Source organism: Sphingomonas sp. ABOLG, from assembly GCF_003950435.1.
Classification (GTDB): Bacteria; Pseudomonadota; Alphaproteobacteria; order Sphingomonadales; family Sphingomonadaceae; genus Sphingomonas; species Sphingomonas panaciterrae.
The window spans coordinates 60,896-78,716 of record NZ_QQWW01000007.1 but is presented as its reverse complement, the minus strand read 5'-3'; the positions used below and the strand labels follow the sequence as shown (position 1 = coordinate 78,716).

General features: G+C 67.1%; 16 protein-coding genes. 8 read left to right on the top strand and 8 right to left on the bottom strand.

The features are described 5' to 3' along the window. Positions 1 to 47 precede the first annotated feature (47 nt). Genes ubiA through CA236_RS10000 form a run of 3 tightly spaced genes read left to right on the top strand, consistent with a single transcriptional unit; the run spans position 48 to position 3,089 of the window. Positions 48 to 908, top strand: a complete 861-nt coding sequence (ubiA, locus tag CA236_RS10010; protein ID WP_241212610.1) for a 4-hydroxybenzoate octaprenyltransferase — start codon at positions 48 to 50, stop codon at positions 906 to 908. Positions 909 to 957: 49 nt separating this feature from the next. Next, positions 958 to 2,304 (top strand): metallopeptidase TldD-related protein, encoded by a 1,347-nt coding sequence (locus CA236_RS10005; RefSeq protein ID WP_125945498.1) that lies wholly within the window; start codon positions 958 to 960, stop codon positions 2,302 to 2,304. Continuing rightward, complete coding sequence (locus tag CA236_RS10000) at positions 2,304 to 3,089, top strand: 3'(2'),5'-bisphosphate nucleotidase CysQ (protein ID WP_125945497.1); 786 nt, start codon at positions 2,304 to 2,306, stop codon at positions 3,087 to 3,089. The genes CA236_RS10005 and CA236_RS10000 overlap by 1 nt, the downstream gene beginning before the upstream one ends. Before the next feature lie 72 nt (positions 3,090 to 3,161). On the opposite strand, the gene CA236_RS09995 is transcribed toward CA236_RS10000, so the two are convergent. The 7 genes from CA236_RS09995 to CA236_RS09965 all read right to left on the bottom strand — a co-directional run bounded on the left by CA236_RS09995 (position 3,162) and on the right by CA236_RS09965 (position 10,802). Next, positions 3,162 to 3,908: an HAD-IIB family hydrolase gene (locus CA236_RS09995; RefSeq protein ID WP_046406944.1), complete on the bottom strand. Its 747-nt coding sequence runs from the start codon at positions 3,906 to 3,908 to the stop codon at positions 3,162 to 3,164. Beyond that, a complete protein-coding gene (locus CA236_RS09990) occupies positions 3,905 to 4,705 on the bottom strand; it encodes a Cof-type HAD-IIB family hydrolase (protein WP_125945496.1) in 801 nt (266 codons plus the stop codon). The genes CA236_RS09995 and CA236_RS09990 overlap by 4 nt, the downstream gene beginning before the upstream one ends. A gap of 10 nt (positions 4,706 to 4,715) precedes the next feature. Then, positions 4,716 to 5,750 carry a phosphogluconate dehydrogenase (NAD(+)-dependent, decarboxylating) gene (gene gnd, locus CA236_RS09985; protein ID WP_331386552.1) on the bottom strand — a complete coding sequence of 345 codons (1,035 nt, stop codon included), beginning with the start codon at positions 5,748 to 5,750 and terminating at the stop codon, positions 4,716 to 4,718. A 73-nt stretch (positions 5,751 to 5,823) separates the two neighbouring features. Beyond that, complete coding sequence (tal, locus tag CA236_RS09980; RefSeq protein WP_125945495.1) at positions 5,824 to 6,948, bottom strand: transaldolase; 1,125 nt, start codon at positions 6,946 to 6,948, stop codon at positions 5,824 to 5,826. Between the two features lie 120 nt (positions 6,949 to 7,068). Continuing rightward, positions 7,069 to 9,123, bottom strand: a complete 2,055-nt coding sequence (gene tkt, locus CA236_RS09975; RefSeq protein WP_125945494.1) for a transketolase — start codon at positions 9,121 to 9,123, stop codon at positions 7,069 to 7,071. A 66-nt stretch (positions 9,124 to 9,189) separates the two neighbouring features. After that, a complete protein-coding gene (rpiA, locus tag CA236_RS09970) occupies positions 9,190 to 9,867 on the bottom strand; it encodes a ribose-5-phosphate isomerase RpiA (RefSeq protein WP_125945493.1) in 678 nt (225 codons plus the stop codon). Between the two features lie 41 nt (positions 9,868 to 9,908). Next, positions 9,909 to 10,802: a crotonase/enoyl-CoA hydratase family protein gene (locus CA236_RS09965; RefSeq protein WP_125945492.1), complete on the bottom strand. Its 894-nt coding sequence runs from the start codon at positions 10,800 to 10,802 to the stop codon at positions 9,909 to 9,911. A 268-nt stretch (positions 10,803 to 11,070) separates the two neighbouring features. On the opposite strand from CA236_RS09965, the gene CA236_RS09960 reads away from it, so the two are divergent. The 3 genes from CA236_RS09960 to CA236_RS09950 all read left to right on the top strand — a co-directional run bounded on the left by CA236_RS09960 (position 11,071) and on the right by CA236_RS09950 (position 13,431). Then, a complete protein-coding gene (locus CA236_RS09960; protein WP_241212609.1) occupies positions 11,071 to 11,505 on the top strand; it encodes a MaoC family dehydratase in 435 nt (144 codons plus the stop codon). An 85-nt stretch (positions 11,506 to 11,590) separates the two neighbouring features. Then, positions 11,591 to 12,769, top strand: coding sequence for an acetyl-CoA C-acyltransferase (locus CA236_RS09955; RefSeq protein ID WP_046406961.1), 1,179 nt, complete (start codon positions 11,591 to 11,593; stop codon positions 12,767 to 12,769). 185 nt (positions 12,770 to 12,954) lie between these two features. After that, positions 12,955 to 13,431: a pyridoxamine 5'-phosphate oxidase family protein gene (locus CA236_RS09950; RefSeq protein ID WP_046406963.1), complete on the top strand. Its 477-nt coding sequence runs from the start codon at positions 12,955 to 12,957 to the stop codon at positions 13,429 to 13,431. Between the two features lie 49 nt (positions 13,432 to 13,480). On the opposite strand, the gene phaZ is transcribed toward CA236_RS09950, so the two are convergent. After that, positions 13,481 to 14,698: a polyhydroxyalkanoate depolymerase gene (phaZ, locus tag CA236_RS09945; protein WP_125945490.1), complete on the bottom strand. Its 1,218-nt coding sequence runs from the start codon at positions 14,696 to 14,698 to the stop codon at positions 13,481 to 13,483. Positions 14,699 to 14,828: 130 nt separating this feature from the next. On the opposite strand from phaZ, the gene CA236_RS09940 reads away from it, so the two are divergent. After that, the gene (locus tag CA236_RS09940) at positions 14,829 to 16,607 is read left to right on the top strand and encodes an ABC transporter transmembrane domain-containing protein (RefSeq protein ID WP_125945489.1); all 1,779 of its coding nucleotides are present in this window, start codon (positions 14,829 to 14,831) and stop codon (positions 16,605 to 16,607) included. Positions 16,608 to 16,618: 11 nt separating this feature from the next. Continuing rightward, positions 16,619 to 17,779 (top strand): saccharopine dehydrogenase NADP-binding domain-containing protein, encoded by a 1,161-nt coding sequence (locus CA236_RS09935; protein WP_125945488.1) that lies wholly within the window; start codon positions 16,619 to 16,621, stop codon positions 17,777 to 17,779. The last annotated feature ends 42 nt before the right edge of the window (positions 17,780 to 17,821 follow it).

Below are 17,821 nucleotides of genomic sequence, written 5' to 3'. Positions count from 1 at the left end.
GCCCCGCCGAGATCACCCCTGACAGCGAGCACCGCGGCCTGATCGCGATGCTGCCCGCCAGCGTGCGGCCCTATGCCCTGCTCGCCCGGTTTGACCGGCCGATCGGATGGTGGCTGCTGTTCTGGCCGGGTGCATGGGGCGTCGCGCTGGCCGGCGAGGCGGTGAACCGCTGGACCCTGATCCTGTGGCTGCTGGTCGGCAGCATCGCGATGCGCGGCGCGGGATGCGTGTACAACGACATCGTCGATCGCGACCTGGACGCGAGCGTCGCACGGACCCGTTCGCGCCCGGTGGCGTCGGGCGCGGTATCGGTAAAGGCCGCCTTTGCCTGGCTGGGCGTGCTGAGCCTGATCGGGCTGGTCGTGCTGCTGCAATTGCGGCTGGACACCGCGCTCGTCTCGATCGCGAGCCTCGCGCTGGTCGCCGGCTACCCCTTCATGAAGCGGATCACCTGGTGGCCGCAGGCGTGGCTGGGGCTGGTGTTCTCCTGGGCCGCGCTGGTGGGATGGATGGAGGCGTGGGGATCGCTGACCGCGCCGGGCCTGCTGCTGTACGCCGGCGGCATCTTCTGGGTGATCGGCTATGACACGATCTACGCGCTGCAGGACCGCGAGGATGATGCGCTGATCGGCGTGCGATCGTCCGCGCTGCGGATGGGCCAGCATGTCCGCGCGGGCACGGCGATCTGCTACGCGCTGGCGCTGCTGTTGTGGGCGGGCGCGCTGTGGCTGCGCCGGCCCGACCCGCTGGTGCTGGCCGCGCTGCTGCCGATGGCGGCGCACCTTGGCTGGCAGGTGGCGACGCTTCGCCCCGATGATGGCGCTGGCGCGCTGGCGCGATTCCGCGCCAACCGCTTCGCCGGCCTGTTGATGTTCCTGGCCTGTCTGGTGGTGGGAACGCCGCTCTGACGCGGGTTCACCCTAGCAACGGGCGGTGCGGCCCCCTAAGTCGCATGCCATGCTGACTTCCGCCCAGGCGCAGGATCGCGCCGCCGATATCGTCGCCCGTGCCGTTGCCGCGGGCGTGGACGCCGCCGATGCGGTGTTTGCCGCCGACGCCTCCAACGACATTTCCGTCCGCCTCGGCAAGCTGGAGGACGTGGGCCGGTCCGAGAGCGAGGACCTGGGGCTGCGCGTGTTCATCGGGCAGCGATCGGCGAGCGTGTCGACCTCCGATCTGTCGCCGGCCGCGCTTGACGCGTTGGTCGAGCGGGCAGTGGCGATGGCGCGCGAGGCGCCGGAGGATCAATGGGCGGGGCTCGCCCCCGAGGCGCGGCTGATGCGCGGCACGGCCCCGCTGCTCGACCTCGATGATCAGGAGGAGGTTTCCCCGGCGACGCTGCGCGACATGGCGATGCGCGCCGAGGAAGCGGCGCTGGCCGTTGCCGGCGTCACCAACAGCGAGGGCGGCGGCGCGAGCGCATCGCGCAGCGTGTGGGCGCTGGCGACCAGCCACGGCTTTGCCGGCAGCTATTCCACCTCCGCCTATGGCCTGTCGGCGAGCGTGATCGCCGGCGAAGGCGGCGGGATGCAGCGCGACTATGGCTTCCACTCCGCGCGCCACCGCAGCCGGCTGGAGAGCCCCGAGGACGTCGGCAAGCGCGCCGGTGAGCGCGCGGTGGCGCGGCTCAACCCCGGGCGGATCGAGAGCGCGTCGATGCCGGTGGTCTATGATCCGCGCGTGGGCGCCGGGCTGCTCGGCCATCTGACCAGCGCGATCGCGGGACAGGCGATCACGCGGCGCACGTCGTTCCTGCTCGATTCGCTGGGCGCCAAGGTGTTCGCGGACGGCGTGACGATCTCCGACGATCCGCATCGCCCGCACGGGCTGCGTTCGCGGCCGTTCGATGGCGAGGGGCTGCCGGTGTCGCCGTGCGACATCATCAACAATGGCGTGCTGGAAACCTGGCTGCTCGACAGCGCCAGCGCGCGGCAGCTGGGGCTGGAGCCGACCGGCCATGCCGCGCGGGGCGTCGGCGGGGCGCCGGGAGTGACGACGAGCAACCTCTACATGCACGCGGGCCATGTGCCGGTCGAAACGCTGATCGGCGACATCCAGCGCGGCGTCTATGTGATCGAGTTGATCGGCCACGGCGTCAATCCGGTGACCGGCGACTATAGCCGCGGCGCGGCCGGTTTCCTGATCGAGGACGGACGGATCACCCGGCCAGTGGCGGAGTTCACCATCGCCGGCAATCTGAAGGACATGTTCCTGAACCTGACCCCGGCCACCGACCTTGAGTTCCGCTATGGCACCAATGTGCCGACGGTTCGCATCGACGGGATGACGGTCGCCGGAGGGTGATGCCGCCGCTCCAAGACCTCACGGCCGCGATTGCCGGCATCACGCGCGAGGCGGGGGCGCTGGCGATGGCGCAGTTCCGCACCGATTTCGCGCGGTGGGAGAAGGAAGCGGGCAGCCCGGTGTGTGAGGTAGACCTGGCGGTCGACACGATGCTGCGCGAGCGGTTGAGCGCGCTGCTGCCCGACGCGGGATGGCTGTCCGAGGAAACCGCCGACAGCCCGGAGCGCCTGCAGCGGCGGCGGATCTGGGTGGTCGACCCGATCGACGGCACGCGCGACTATATCCGCGGGCGGACCGGCTGGGCCGTGTCGGTGGCGCTGGTCGAGGACGGGCGCGCAGTCGTCGGCGTGCTCGATGCGCCGGCGCGCGGCGAATTGTGGCAGGCGACGGCAGGGTGCGGCGCGACGCTGAACCAGCGGCCGATCACTGCCAGCCAGCGCACCGACTTCGCCGGATCACGCGTGCCGACCGATGCGCTACCCAAGGCGGACCGCGACCTTGCCATGGTGGAGAAGCCCAATTCGATCGCGCTGCGCATGGCGATGGTAGCTGACGACCGCGCCGACCTGGTCGCCACGCTGCGCTGGGGCAATGAATGGGACATCGCCGCGGCCGCGCTGATCGCGCAGGAAGCGGGCGGCTGCGTCACCGATGCGCTGGGCGGCGCGCTGGTGTTCAACAAGCCCGATCCTCAGGCGTTCGGCGTCATCACTAGCAGCCAGGGGATCCACAAGGCAGCGATCGAGCGGCTGTCCGGGCGGGCGAAGGCAGTGCTGACGCGCTGAGCGGCGCGGGCCACAAGAATAAGGGGCCGCCCGCGGTCCCGGCAGCCCCCCTCTCCTGTTTCGAACCGGTGCCTATTTCTGGCAGGCGACGATCGCGGCGATCACGCTCAGCGTTTCCTGCGGATCGCGCACGCGGACGGTATCGAGCCCCAGTTCCTTGGCCGGATAATCATTGCCGCCCGGGAAGATCGCGTCGCCGATGAACATCATCGCGTCGAGCGGGATGCCGCTTTCGTCGCGCAGGCGCTTCAGCCCGTACGCCTTGTCGACGCCCTCCTGCGTGATGTCGATCGAAGTCGCGCCGCCCATGTTGATCGAGAGGCCCGGCAAACGCTTCTTGAGGTCGGCCTGGATCACCTTGCGCTTGGCGAAGTCAGGGTCCCAGCTTTCCTTGGCGTGGATCGGCGCCTGCTGGCCGAGCGCGGAGAAGGTGATCTGGCTGCCGCGATCCTCGATCCGTTCGCCCCAGGTCTGCTCGGGGACGAAGCCGGTCGCCTCCAGCGCCTCGTCGAAGGCCGTCAGGATCTTCTTCTTCTGATCGTCGGTGAAGAGTTCGGCATAGACCGAGCCCCACTGACCGTCGCGGAAGGTGTAGAGCTTCGTGCCGGTGGTCGGCATCAGCCAGAGGCGCGCGCGATCGGCATTCTCCGGAAGCTGGCTGGCGACCTGCTTGTCGAACTGCGGCCAGTCGCCGCCCGAGATCACGGCCACATGCGCGACCGTGAGCAATTCGGCCAGCGCCGCCGCCATGTCGGGCTGGATCGCCTGCTTGCTCTCGGCCAGCGTGCCATCAAGATCAAAGGCAACGAGTTGCTTCACATCATTCTCCCCAGGATGAATCGGTCGATGGCGTGTGCGACGCCATCCTCACTATTGGCAATGGTGACGTCGCCTGCCTGCGCCTTCACCTCGTCGGTGGCATTGCCCATCGCGATGGCGCGATTGGCGCGGGCGAACATCGGCAGATCGTTGGCCTGATCCCCGATCACGATGGTGCGGGTCAGCGGGAAGCCAAGCGCGTCGGCGAGCATGGTGACACCGTCGCCCTTGTTGGCACGCGTCGCGGTGATATCGAGATAATAGCTCTGCGACTTGGCGATCGTTGCCTGATCGCCGAACTCTGCCTGGAGCGAATCGCGGAACGTGTCGAGCGCCGCATGGTCGTCGCTGACAAAGGTGATCTTGTCGGCATGATCGAGCAAATCGTCGAAGCCGGCGCAGATCACCGGTTCCTGATTGGAGGACACACGCTCACTGGCGACGTGCGGATTGTCCACGCTGGTCGCGTACCATTGGTCGCCGGCGAACACCCAGATGTCGACGGCGCGCTCATGCGCCTGCGCCACCGCGGCCCGCGCCACCGCGACGTCGATCCGGTGGTGGCACAGGATCTCCCCGCCGCGGCGGAAGATCGTGCCGCCGTTGAAGGCGCCCATCGGTACGTCGAGCGCGAGGGCCTCGGCGATCGGCGCAATGCCCGACATTGGCCGGGCGCTGATGATGGTGAAGCCGAAGCCGGCATCCTGCAGCCGGCGCACCGCGGCGATCGTGCCGGACGTGAGCTGCTTGGCGGTGTCGACGAGCGTGCCGTCGACATCGCTGACGAGGAGCATCATCGGGCGCGGCTCACTGCGGGATTTCGACGTGGCCGCCAAAGCCGAAGCGCATCGCGGAAAGAAGCTTGTCGCCGTACATGTCGTCGATGCGGCTGCGATAACGGGCGAACAATGCGGTGGTCAGCACAGCGACCGGTGTCGCCTGTTCCATCGCGGCGTCGATCGTCCAGCGCCCCTCACCCGAATCGGCGACATTGCCCGAGAAGTTCGACAACGTCTGGTCCTGCGCCAGCGCCGAGGCGGTGAGATCGAGCAGCCAGGAGGAGATGACCGAGCCACGGCGCCATACCTCGGAAATCTCGGCCAGGTTGAACTCGAAGCGTTCGTCCTCGGGCAGATGCTTCACGTTGCGGCCCCACAGGACGTCGAAGCCCTCCGCATAAGCCTGCATGAGGCCATATTCGATGCCGTTGTGCACCATCTTCACGAAATGGCCCGCGCCGGCGCGGCCGGCGTGGATGTAGCCCTTTTCCGCGCGCGGGTCGCAATCCTCGGAGCGGTTGGGGGTACGCGACACGCTGCCGACGCCGGGTGCGAGCGTGTCGAAGATGGGATCGAGCAGGTCGACGGTTTCCTTGTCGCCGCCGATCATCATGCAATAGCCGCGCTCCAGCCCCCAGACGCCGCCCGAGGTACCGACGTCGACGTAATGGACGCCCTTTTCGGCAAGCGCCTTGGCGCGGCGCACGTCATCCTTCCAGAAGGTGTTGCCGCCATCGATGATGATGTCACCCTCCGCGCAGGTGTCGCCGCACAGCGCCTGGATCGTCTCCTCGGTCGGCGCACCGGCGGGCAGCATCACCCAGAAGATCGCCGGCTTGTCGAGCTTGTCGCGGACATCATCAAGCGAGGTGGCGGTGATCGCACCTTCGCCGCCGAGCGCGGACACAGCCTCCGCATTGCGATCCCACACGACCACTTCATGCCCGCCGCGCATCAGCCGACGCGCGATGTTACCGCCCATCCGGCCGAGGCCGATGATGCCGATCTTCATACCTATTGGCTCCACGTGATTGCCGTTACGGCCCCGCCCGCCCCCCGACATGCGCAACGACGTGGCATGTCAGAAGGCCGGCAGAGCGCGAACGGAGGAACGGGGGGTTCCGTTCCGCGAGCGATCACGCGTCGGCGGGGTGCTTTGCCTCGATCGAGCCGAGCAGATCGTCGAACGACTTGCTGAACGAGGCGACGCCCTCCTCCACCAGCCGCTCGGTGATGCCCGGCAGGTCGAGCCCGAGGCGGTCGGCATCAGCCAGCACCTTGCGCGCGCCGTCCAGATCCTCGGTCAGCGTCACGCGCGCCGTGCCGCGCTCGCGATAGGCGTCGAGCGTCTTGGGCGGCATGGTGTTGACCGTGTCGGGGCCGATCAGCGTGTCGACGTACAGCGTGTCAGGATAGTCGGGGTTCTTGGTACCCGTCGACGCCCACAGCAGCCGCTGCGGCTGCGCGCCCTTCGCGGCCAGCGCCTGCCAGCGATCGGAGGCGATAAAATCCTGGTACCAGGCATAAGCGAGCTTCGCATTGGCGATCGCCACCTTGCCCTTCAGCGCCTTTGCCTCGTCGGCGGTGGCGCCGCCCTTCTCGATCAGCGCATCGATCTTCTTGTCGATCTCCGCATCGATGCGGCTGATGAAGAAGCTGGCGACGCTGGCGATGCGATCGATCGGCTCACCGCGCGAGACGCGCAGTTCGAGGCCCTCGACATAAGCGAGTGCGACCGCCTGGTAGGATTCCTGCGAGAACAGCAGCGTCACGTTGACGTTGATGCCATTGGCGATCGTCGCGGCGATCGCCGGCACGCCGGCCGGGGTGCCGGGGATCTTGATCATCAGGTTCGGCCGGTCGACCGCGGCCCACAGCTTCTGCGCCTCGGCGATCGTGCCGTCGGTGTCGTTGGCGAGATAGGGCGAGACCTCCAGGCTGACATAGCCGTCCTTGCCGTTCAGCCGGTCATAGACGGGGCGCAGCGTCTCGGCCGCGGCCTTGATGTCCTGGATTGCGAGATGTTCGTAGCGGTCCATCGCCGACGCGCCGGGATTGGCCTTGTCGAACGCGGCGAGCGTCTCATCATAGGCCGTGCCCTCACCCATCGCCTTCTGGAAGATGGTGGGGTTGGAGGTGACGCCGGTGACGCCGTCCTCGTCGACCAGCTTCTGCAGGCCGCCAGCCTCCAGGAACTTGCGGTCGACGAAGTCGAGCCACACCGCCTGGCCGGCACCTGCGAGATCGTTGAGCTTGCCCATCAGTCCTGTCTCCGTCCGTTCGTGTCGAGCGAAGTCGGGACACGTTGGCGTATATGTCGCCCGCCCGTCCGGCCCCGACCCTCGACTTCGCTCGGACCGGACGGGCTCGTTACCCTAGAGTTAGGCAGCCATGACCTCTTTCGCCACCTTCACGACATTGTCGGTGGTGAAACCATATTGGTCCGCGAGCTTGGCGATCGGGGCCGAGGCGCCGAAGGTCGACATGGTGATCGTGCGGCCCTTCAGTCCGACGTAGCGGTCCCAGCCGATCTCGCCGCCCATTTCGATCGCGACACGCGCGGTGACCGCCGCGGGCAGCACGCTTTCCTTATAGGCGTCGGACTGCTGCTCGTAGCGGAACCAGCTGGGCATCGAGACGACGCGGCTCTTCTTGCCCTCGGCAACGAGCTTCTCATGCGCCTCGAGCGCGAGGTTCACTTCGCTGCCGGTGGCGATGAGGATCACGTCGGGCGTGCCGTCGCAATCGGCGAGCACATAGCCGCCCTGACGCACGCCGTCGGCGCTGGCATATTTGCTGCGGTCGATCGTCGGCAGCGCCTGACGCGAAAGGACCAGCGCCGCCGGCTGCTTGTGGTTTTCGATGATCACGCGCCACGCGACGGCGACCTCGTTTGCATCGGCCGGGCGGAAGGCGTCGAGGCCCGGCGTCGCGCGCAGCATGACGAGCTGTTCGATCGGCTGGTGCGTCGGGCCATCCTCGCCCACGCCGATCGAATCATGCGTGAACACCCACACCGCGCCGAGCTCCATCAGCGCCGACAGGCGGACCGGCGGGCGCATGTAATCGAGGAACACGAAGAAGGTGCTGCCGTAGGAGCGCAACCCCGACAACGCCATGCCGTTGACGATCGCGCCCATGCCATGTTCGCGCACGCCGAAGTGGAAGTTGCGGCCGGCGTAATTGCTCGCCTCGAACGATGCCTCGCCCTTGATGTCGGTCTTGGTCGAGGGTGCGAGATCGGCCGAGCCGCCGATCAGCCACGGCATCTTCTTGGCGATGGCGTTCAGCACCTTGCCGCTCGAATCGCGGCTGGCGAGGCCCTTGGCATCGGCCTCGAAGGTCGGGATGTCGGCATCCCAGCCCTCCGGCAGCGTGCCGCCGAGGATGGCGTCGACTTCCTTGGCGAGATCCGGATGCGCCTCGCGGTACTTGGCGAGGCTTGCCTCCCAAGCCTCACGCAGCGGCGCGCTGCGTTCGACCATCGCGCCTTCAAAGCCCTCCTGCACGCCCTCCGGCACGTAGAAGCTCTTGTCCTCGGGCCAGCCATAGGCCTGCTTGGTGAGGCGGACATTCTCTTCGCCCAGCGCCTCGCCATGCGCCTTTTCGCTGCCGGCGCGCGGCGAGCCCCAGCCGATGATCGAATGGACGATGATCAGCGTCGGCTTGTCGGTAGTGGCGCGGAACTGCTCGAACGCCTTGGTCAGCGCGGCGACGTCATTGGCGTCGTCGACGTGGATGACGTCCCAGCCGTACGCCTGGAAGCGCATGCCGACATCCTCATCGAACGCGAGGTCGGTGTCGCCTTCGATCGAGATGTTGTTGCTGTCGTAGATCCAGCACAGGTTGGAGAGCTTCAGATGGCCGGCGAGGCTGGCCGCCTCGGCCGCGACGCCCTCCATGAGATCACCGTCGCCGCACAGCGAATAGACGTCATGGTCAAACAGGGTGAAGCCGGGCTGGTTGTAGCGCGCGGCCATCCAGCGCTCGGCGATCGCCATGCCGACCGAATTGCCGCAGCCCTGGCCGAGCGGGCCGGTGGTCGTCTCGACGCCCACGGTGTGGCTGTATTCGGGGTGACCCGGCGTCTTCGAGCCGAGCTGGCGGAAGGCCTTGATATCGTCGAGGCTGACGGCGGGGGCGCCATCGGGCTGCTTCACGCCGGCGAGGTGCAGCAGCGAATAGAGCAGCATCGAGGCATGGCCGACCGACAGCACGAAGCGGTCGCGGTTAGCCCAGTGCGGATGCGCGGGATCATAGCGCAGGAACTTGGTCCATAGCGTGTGACCGACCGGCGCCAGCGCCATCGGCGTGCCGGGGTGACCGGAGTTCGCCGCCTGCACCGCGTCCATCGAAAGGGTGCGGATGGTGTCGATCGCCAGGCGGTCGGACGAGCCGTCCTCATGAACGTTCGCGGGATTGGCGGTGTCGGTCATCGGGGGCCCTCGCTGAATGGGTATCGAACGCCCGGGCAAGTGCCCGGTTGCCGAGTTGCGGCCCCTCTAGTCGCTCCGTCCGCCGCGTTCCAGTCGCGCAACGACGCCATCGGTGGCGATATAGGCGGCATCCACCTCATCGAGGAACAGGCCGTGGCCCAGCACGCCGGGGATTTTGTCGATCATGCGCGCGAGGACGCGGGGGTCGGGCATGGGCGCAAAGCGGCAGTCGGCGACGAGGTTGCCATTGTCAGTGCGATAGTCCGGTCGCACCGTGACGATGGCGCCGAGCGTTGAAAGCTGCGCGGTGACGAAGCTGCGCGCGAAGGGCAGGATCTCGACCGGAAGCTTTGCCGCGCCAATCGCCGGCACGCGCTTCGACCCGTCGGCGATCACCACGAATCGACGGGCCGCCGCGGCGACCGCCTTTTCGCGCAGCATCGCGCCGCCGGCGCCCTTGATCGCCCACATGCGGTCGTCGATCTCGTCCGTGCCGTCGATGGCAAGATCGATCGTGGCGTAATCGGCAAAGTCGCTGACGGTGATGCCAACGGCGCTGGCGGCGCGGACGGTCGCCTCGCTGGTCGCGACGGTGAGGACGCGCAGCCCCCGCGCCACGCGCGCGCCGAGCGCGCCAATGGCAAAGGCCGCAGTGGAGCCGGTGCCAAGGCCCACGACCATGCCGTCGCGCACCTCGGCCACCGCCGCCTCCGCGGCCAGCCGCTTGTCATCCTCGACACTCATACCGCATCATAACGCGGCATGAGGCCGAGGGACCCTGCGATTTAGCCGTACTTCTGCTCCTCCCACCAAGGGAAGAAGTCCGGCATGTTTGACGATACCTTGTCCGGGTAAACGGGGGTGCGCTTTTCGAGGAAGGAAGTGACGCCTTCCTTTGCGTCGCCCGAGCGGCCGCGCGAGAGGATCGCGCGGCTGTCGACCTTGTGCGCGTCCATCGGGTGCTGGAAGCCGAGCCCGCGCCACAGCATCTGGCGGGTAAGCGCGACCGAGACGGGCGCGGTGTTGTCGGCGATTTCGCGGGCCAGCGCGTTGGCAACGGCGAGCAGCTCGTCACCCGGCACCACCTGCTTCACGAGGCCGCCGTCGAGCGCCTCTTGCGCGCCGAACACCCGGCCGGTGTAGCACCATTCGAGCGCCTGGCTGATGCCGACCACGCGCGGCAGGAAGAAGCTCGACGCTGCCTCCGGCACGATGCCGCGGCGAGCGAAGACGAAGCCGAAGCGCGCCGAGTCGCTGGCGATGCGGATGTCCATCGGCAGCTGCATGGTCGAGCCGACGCCGACCGCCGCGCCGTTCACCGCGGCGATCACCGGCTTCAGACATTCGAAGATGCGCAGCGTCAGGCGCCCGCCGCCGTCGCGCGCCTCTTCCATCTCATAGGTGAGGCCGCCCTGCCCGCTGCCCTTGTCGGGGCGATCGGTGCGCTTGTCATAATCGAACGTCTTGGCGCCGGCCGACAGATCGGCCCCGGCACAGAAGGCGCGGCCCGCGCCCGTCACGATGACACAGCGCACGTCATCGTCAGCGTCGATCTTGTCAAAGGCGTCGATCATCTCGGCCATCATCGTGCCGGTGAACGCATTGAGCTTTTCCGGGCGGTTGAGCGTGATCGTCGCCACCCCGTCCTTCACGTCATAGATGATCTGCTCGTAAGCCAAGCTGCCTCTCCTTTGTCGCGCCGCCCCTCCGGCAGCTGTCTTTACCACCATAACATTATTTATGGTGGCAAGCGCAAGGCGGCTGCGGGGGTGGGGTGCCGTAAGGGCAATTTCGAAGATGGGGTTCGTCCGGCTGCTCTGCTGCCGCGGCGAATTTCCAGCTTCCGGTCGACAAGACTTGCGGGCGCGCAGGCCAAAAGACTAGAGGAGTGCTGCACCCGCGAACGGGATGAGGAAGCCAAGGGGAGTCTTCGTGAACGCAGACGAGATGAAGGCCGCGATCGGCAAGGAAAGCGTGTCCGAATGGGTCGAAGTGACCCAGGAGATGATCAACAAGTTCGCCGACGCGACCGGCGATCACCAGTTCATCCACATCGACCCGGAACGCGCCAAGCAGACGCCGTTCGGCACGACCATCGCGCACGGATTTCTGACGCTGTCGCTCTTGCCGCTGCTGTCGGCCAAGAACCCCGGCATGCCGCGGCTCGACGGTGTGAAGATGGGCGTCAACTATGGCGGCAACAAAGTCCGCTTCCTCGCCCCCGTCCCGTCGGGATCGCGCGTGCGCGGCCGTTCCAAGCTGACCGAGTTCGATGAAAAGCGTCCCGGCCAGTATCAGTTCACCACCGAGACCACGATCGAGATCGAGGGCAGCGAGAAGCCCGCGATGATCGCCGAGTGGATCACGCAAGTCTTCACCTGATATCGTTCCAACCGCCGCCCTCCCCGGGGAGCGCCGCCCGCATCAGCGGGCGGACCGGCACTTTCTACTACCAAGGATCCTGAACATGCGCTCCGCCGTCATCGTTTCCACCGCCCGCACGCCGATCGGCCGTGCCTATCGCGGCGCTTTCAACAACACGCTGTCGCCGACCCTGGCCAGCCACGCGCTCAAGGCCGCCGTCGAGCGCGCCAAGATCGACGGTGCCGAAGTGCAGGACGTGGTGATGGGCGCCGCGCTGCAGCAGGGTGCGCAGGCGACCAATATCGCGCGCACCTCACTGCTGCGTGCCGGCCTGCCGGTGTCGGTATCGGGCATGTCGCTCGACCGCCAGTGCGCATCGGGCCTGATGGCGATCGCCACCGCCGCCAAGCAGATCATGGTCGACAACATGGACGTCACCATCGGCGCCGGCGTCGACAGCATCAGCATCGTCCAGACGCCGCAGATGCGCGTGCAGCCCGACCCCGAGCTGGTCGCGATGCACAAGGACATCTACATGCCGATGCTGCAGACCGCCGAAGTGGTCGCCAAGCGTTATGGCATTAGCCGCGACGCGCAGGACGAATATGGCTTCCAGTCGCAGCAGCGCACCGCCGCCGCGCAGGCCGCCGGCAAGTTCGATGACGAGATCATCCCCGTCACCGCGAACATGGCGATCGTCGACAAGGAGACCAAGGAAGTCTCCTACAAGGAAGTGACGCTGGCGAAGGACGAGGGCAATCGTCCCGACACCACGCTGGAGGGCCTGAAGTCGCTGAAGCCGGTGCTTGGCCCCGATCTCAACATCACCGCCGGCAATGCCTCGCAGCTGTCGGACGGCGCATCGGCCAGCGTGCTGATGGAGGAGAAGCTGGCCGAGAAGAAGGGCCTGACGCCGCTGGGCCGCTATGTCGGCATGGCCGTTGCCGGCACCGAGCCGGACGAGATGGGCATCGGCCCGGTCTTTGCGATCCCCAAGCTGCTCGAGCGCTTCAACCTGAAGATGGACGACATCGGCCTCTGGGAGCTGAACGAGGCGTTTGCGGTGCAGGTGCTGTACTGCCGTGACAAGCTGGGCATCCCCGACGAGCTGCTGAACGTCAACGGCGGCGCGATCTCGATCGGCCACCCGTACGGCATGTCGGGCGCGCGCATGACCGGCCACGCGCTGATCGAAGGCAAGCGTCGCGGCGCGAAGTACGTCGTCGTCACGATGTGCGTCGGCGGCGGCATGGGCGCAGCGGGCCTGTTCGAAGTCCTGTAATGCCCGGCGTCGGAGCGGCACCCGCGGGGTGTCGCCCGGAGCGCCACGATCACTGATCAACAGAAGCCCCGGCCGCGCGAGCGACCGGGGCTTTTGCGTGGGTCCGGGCGCGTCGGATCCTGTCGCGCGCAACCAACCTTCGCCCGCCTCGTTCTTCGGCTTGATCCAAAGCAGGAGAGAGTCGCATGGCCGATAAGGACAGTCCGCAGGAAGTCGCCGAAACGTTCCTCAAGAAGCTTGAGGACAGCCCCTATGTGATGATCGGCCTGATGGACGGCCAGCATTCCGAACCGATGAGCGTCAAGCTGGACGATGCGCAGCCCAACACGCTGTTCATCTTTTCCGCGCACGACAATCGCATCGCCAAGGGTGGCGAGGCCATGGCGCAGTTCGTCGGCAAGGGGCATGATTTCTTTGCCTGCCTCGCCGGGCGCGTGTCGCAGGAAACCGACCAGGCCACGTTCGACAGGTTGTGGGACAATCAGGTCGAGGCCTGGTTCCCGAACGGCAAGGCCGACGCCCGGCTCAACCGGTTCGACATCACCTCTGCCGAGCTGTGGGAAACCGACGTGTCGATCAGCGGCCGGCTGAAGATGCTGTTCGGCGGCACGATCAATTCCGCCGAGTCCTCGAGCCACGCGAAGGTCGGCTCGGTCGGCTAACCGAAGGCGGGGCGGCTGCGGTCGCCCCTTCCCTTCGTCGCCCGCACCGTCAGTCGTGCGCGGCGATCCACTCCTCAACCACCGGCGCGATGCGGTCTCGCCATTTCGATCCGTTGAAAATGCCGTAATGGCCGACACCCTCGGCCATGTAATAGCGCTTCTTCTCCGCGGGCAGCGACGTCGCGATTGTCAGCGCCGCCCGGGTCTGGCCCAGCCCCGAGATATCGTCGCGCTCCCCCTCGATCGCCAGAATGCCGATGTCGGTGATTGCTGCCGGATCGACCGCGCGTCCGCGGTGCGTCATCACGCCGCGCGGCAGGGCATGGGCCTGGAACACCTGGTCGATCGTCTGCAGATAATATTCCGCCGTCATGTCGCAGACCGAGCGATACTCGTCGTAGAATTCCTTGGTCGCGTCGGCGCTTTCTCCGTCACCGCGCACGAGATGTTTGAACATCTCCCAGTGGCTCATCATGTGATTGCCAAGGTTCATCGTCATGAAGCCGGTGAGCTGAAGGAAACCCGGATAGACCCGCCGGCCGGCGCCGGGATAGCTATTCGGCACGGTGGCGATGACATTCTGTTCGAACCAGGCGTGCGGGCGTTCGGTGGCGAGCGTGTTCACCGCGGTCGGCGCCTCGCGCGTGTCGATCGGGCCACCCATCATGGTCAGCGTGCGCGGGCGGCAGGGGTGATTGTTCGCGCTCATCAGGCAGGCGGCGGCGTAGCTGGGCACCGATGGCTGGCACACGGCGAGCATGTGCGCGCCGGGACCGATCTTCTCCAGGAAGGCGACCAGATAGTCGACATAATCGTCGAGATCGAAGCTGCCATGTTCGACCGGGACCATCTTCGCGTCGCGCCAGTCGGTGATGTAGACGTCGGCGAAGGGCAGCATCCGTTCGACCGTGCCGCGCAGCAGCGTCGCGAAATGGCCCGACATCGGGGCGACGATCAGCAGCCGCGGGCCACCCTCCACGCCTTCGCGCACGAACCGCTTCAGTTGCCCAAACGGCAGGCGCAGCACGACTTCCTCTCGCACCGGCACGTCGCGACCGTCGATGATCGTGTGATCGAGACCGAATGCCGGCTTGCCGCGCGCAGCCGCAGCATGGGCGAACACCTCGAGCGCCGACGCCATGACCTGCCCGCCACCGAAATAGGCGAACGGGTTTGCCGGGTTCTGCAGCATTCCGGCGCCAAGATTGGCCATTGCACTGGCCCCGGCGAGCAGCGACCGCTGGAACTCATAGGCATCGTAGAGCATCGGGTATCCTCAAACGCAACGATCGCGCCGCCACCATATAGCGATTGTGCAAGCGCACAACGAACCATTGATCCGATTGGACGCGATGGTGGCCGTTGAGCCACACCGGCCCGGCTGCTAGGTGGCGCGGATGGCCAGCAAAGCGTCGGTGGAGCCGCAACCAACCCGCCGGATCGGCAACCTTGCCCTCGTGTGGCAGCACGCGAAGCGTTACCCGCTGCAGATCGCCGCCGCTTGGACGGCGCTGGCGGTGACCTCGGCGGCGACGATCGCGATTCCCTACAGCTTCAAGCGGATCATCGACCGCGGCTTCGCGGCGGATGGCGGCGCGGCGGTGGCGGGCGCGTTCCATTATATGCTGATGATCGTCGCGGTGCTGGCAATCGGTACGGCGATCCGCTTCTACTTCGTCTCCTGGCTGGGCGAGCGGGTGGTGGCGGATATCCGCGAGACGGTGCAGCGGCATCTGCTGAGCCTGAGCCCGCGCTTCTTCGAGGAGAACCGCCCCTCCGAAATCGCCTCGCGCATGACGGCGGATACCGCGCAGATCGAAATGGTGGTCGGGACCACCGTGTCGGTGGCGCTGCGCAATGCCTTCACCGGCGTGGGTGGGCTGATCTATTTGTTCGCGATCTCGCCCAAGCTGGCGGGGTTGCTGTGCCTTGGCATACCGCTGGTGATCCTGCCGATCATGCTGCTGGGGCGGCGGGTGCGGACCTATTCGCGCACCTCGCAGGACCGGGTCGCCGATGTCGGTGCGATGGTGACCGAGACGCTGGGCGCGATGAAGATCGTGCAAGCGTTCGGGCAGGAGCAGCGCGAGGCCGCGCGCTTCACCGGCGCGGTCGAGGCGACCATGGTGGCGGCGCAGAAGCGTATCATGCTGCGCGCGATCATGACCGCGATCGTCATCGCGCTGGTGTTCGGATCGATCACGCTGGTCCTGTGGGAAGGCGCGACCGATGTTGCCGCGGGGCGCATTTCGGGCGGGTCGATCGCTGCTTTCGTGCTGACGGGCGGGATCGTCGCCGGCGCGTTCGGCGCGTTGACCGAGGTCTATGGCGAATTGCTGCGTGGTGCCGGGGCCGCCGGGCGGCTCGCGGAATTGCTGTCGGAACAACCGGAGATCGCGGCGCCGGCCCGGCCCGAGCCACTACCGCAGCCGCCGCAGGGCGCCGTCGCGTTCGAGCATGTCGAGTTCCGCTATCCCACGCGGCCCGACACCGCGGCGCTGCATGATTTCTCGCTGGCAATTGCACCGGGCGAGACGGTGGCGCTGGTCGGGCCGTCGGGCGCCGGCAAGACGACCTTATTCCAGCTGCTTCAGCGGTTCTACGATCCCGCCGCCGGCCGCCTGACGATCGATGGCGTCGACCTGCGCGATGCCGATCCCGCCGCGATCCGCGCCCGTATTGCGATGGTGCCGCAGGAGACGGTGATCTTCGGCGCCTCCGCGCGCGACAACCTGCGCTATGGCCGGTGGAACGCGAGCGACGAGGAATTGTGGGCCGCGGCGGACGCGGCCAACGCGTCGGCGTTCCTGCGCGACCTGCCGGACGGGCTCGACACCTTCCTGGGTGAAGGCGGGGCGCGGTTGTCGGGCGGGCAGCGGCAGCGCGTCGCGATCGCCCGCGCGCTGCTGCGCGATGCGCCGATCCTGCTGCTCGACGAGGCGACCAGCGCACTGGACGCCGAAAGCGAGCGGCTGGTGCAGGAGGCGCTGGAGCGGCTGATGGCGGATCGCACCACTTTGGTCATTGCCCATCGACTCGCCACCGTGCGCGCGGCCAATCGCATCGTGGTGATGGACGGCGGGCGTATCGTTGAGCAGGGCAATCATGCCACGCTGATGGCGCGCAGCGGGCTGTATGCCCGGCTGGCGAGCCTTCAGTTTAGTGAAGCGGCATAGGAGAGACAGAGATGACGACCGACTTCGACGTGATCGTCTATGGCGCGACCGGCTATACCGGGCGGCTGGTGGCGGAATATATCGCGCTGACCTATCCCGCCGGCGTGCGCTGGGCGATGGCGGGGCGCTCGCTCTCCAAGCTGGAGGAAGTGCGCGGGGAGATGGGCATTTCGGCCGACGTGCCGCTCGTCACCGCCAATGCCGACGATCCTGCATCGCTGCGCGCCATGTGCGAGAGGACCAAGGTCGTGATCAGCACGGTCGGGCCGTATCAGCTGTATGGCAGCGACCTGGTGGCGGCATGCGCGGCAACCGGCACGGCCTATGTCGACCTGTGCGGCGAACCGGCGTGGATGCGCCAGATGATCGACGCGCATGATGCAGAGGCGAAGCGCACGGGCGCGCGGATCGTGTTTTCCTGCGGGTTCGATTCGATCCCCTTCGACCTTGGCGTGCTGACGTTGCAGGAAGCGGCGGTCGCGCGGTTCGGGCGTCCGGCGCCGCGGGTGAAATGCCGGGTGCGCACGATGAAGGGCACCTTCTCGGGCGGGACCGCGGCGAGCCTGAAGGCGACGCTGGCGGCGGCGGCGAAGGATCCCTCGCTCGTCCCGCTGCTCGCCAGCCCGTTTGCGCTGACCCCGGGCCACAAGGGGCCACACCAGCCGACCGGGCTGATCCCGGAATATGACAGCACGATCGAGTCCTGGGTCGCGCCGTTCGTGATGGCGCCGATCAACACCAAGAACGTCCACCGCACCAATTTCCTGCTCGGCCAGCGTTACGGCGACGATTTCGTCTATGACGAGATGGTGGTCACCGGGCTGGGCGAAATGGGCAAGGCCGCAGCGGAAGCGCTGACCAAGCTAAATCCCTTTGCCGACAACAAGGGGCCCAAGCCCGGCGAAGGTCCGACCAAGGAAGAGCGCGAGAGCGGCCATTATGATGTGCTGTTCATGGGCCTGATGCCCGATGGCACGCGGATCGACGCCGTCGTCACCGGCGATCGTGACCCCGGTTATGGATCGACCAGCAAGATGCTGGCGGAGAGCGCGATGTGCCTGATCGAGGATGTCGCGGGCGAAGGTGGCATCTGGACGCCCGGTGCGCTGATGGGCGAGCCGCTGCGCAAGCGCCTGATCGCCAAGGCGGGCATGACCTTTACCGCCAACTGAGCAGCGGGTCCGGAACGACTGGCGGCCGGGGACGACGGTCGC

Bases quoted from the DNA above. Each gene is read 5' to 3' on its own strand.
- gnd (WP_331386552.1), bottom strand. From the start codon at position 5,750: ATGTCGGGGGGCGGGCGGGGCCGTAACGGCAATCACGTGGAGCCAATA.
- CA236_RS09990 (WP_125945496.1), bottom strand. From the start codon at position 4,705: ATGATGCTCCTCGTCAGCGATGTCGACGGCACGCTCGTCGACACCGCC.
- rpiA (WP_125945493.1), bottom strand. From the start codon at position 9,867: ATGAGTGTCGAGGATGACAAGCGGCTGGCCGCGGAGGCGGCGGTGGCC.
- CA236_RS09940 (WP_125945489.1), top strand. From the start codon at position 14,829: ATGGCCAGCAAAGCGTCGGTGGAGCCGCAACCAACCCGCCGGATCGGC.
- tal (WP_125945495.1), bottom strand. From the start codon at position 6,948: ATGGGCAAGCTCAACGATCTCGCAGGTGCCGGCCAGGCGGTGTGGCTC.
- CA236_RS09960 (WP_241212609.1), top strand. From the start codon at position 11,071: ATGAAGGCCGCGATCGGCAAGGAAAGCGTGTCCGAATGGGTCGAAGTG.
- phaZ (WP_125945490.1), bottom strand. From the start codon at position 14,698: ATGCTCTACGATGCCTATGAGTTCCAGCGGTCGCTGCTCGCCGGGGCC.
- ubiA (WP_241212610.1), top strand. From the start codon at position 48: ATGCTGCCCGCCAGCGTGCGGCCCTATGCCCTGCTCGCCCGGTTTGAC.
- tkt (WP_125945494.1), bottom strand. From the start codon at position 9,123: ATGACCGACACCGCCAATCCCGCGAACGTTCATGAGGACGGCTCGTCC.
- CA236_RS09935 (WP_125945488.1), top strand. From the start codon at position 16,619: ATGACGACCGACTTCGACGTGATCGTCTATGGCGCGACCGGCTATACC.
- CA236_RS10005 (WP_125945498.1), top strand. From the start codon at position 958: ATGCTGACTTCCGCCCAGGCGCAGGATCGCGCCGCCGATATCGTCGCC.
- CA236_RS09955 (WP_046406961.1), top strand. From the start codon at position 11,591: ATGCGCTCCGCCGTCATCGTTTCCACCGCCCGCACGCCGATCGGCCGT.
- CA236_RS09950 (WP_046406963.1), top strand. From the start codon at position 12,955: ATGGCCGATAAGGACAGTCCGCAGGAAGTCGCCGAAACGTTCCTCAAG.
- CA236_RS10000 (WP_125945497.1), top strand. From the start codon at position 2,304: ATGCCGCCGCTCCAAGACCTCACGGCCGCGATTGCCGGCATCACGCGC.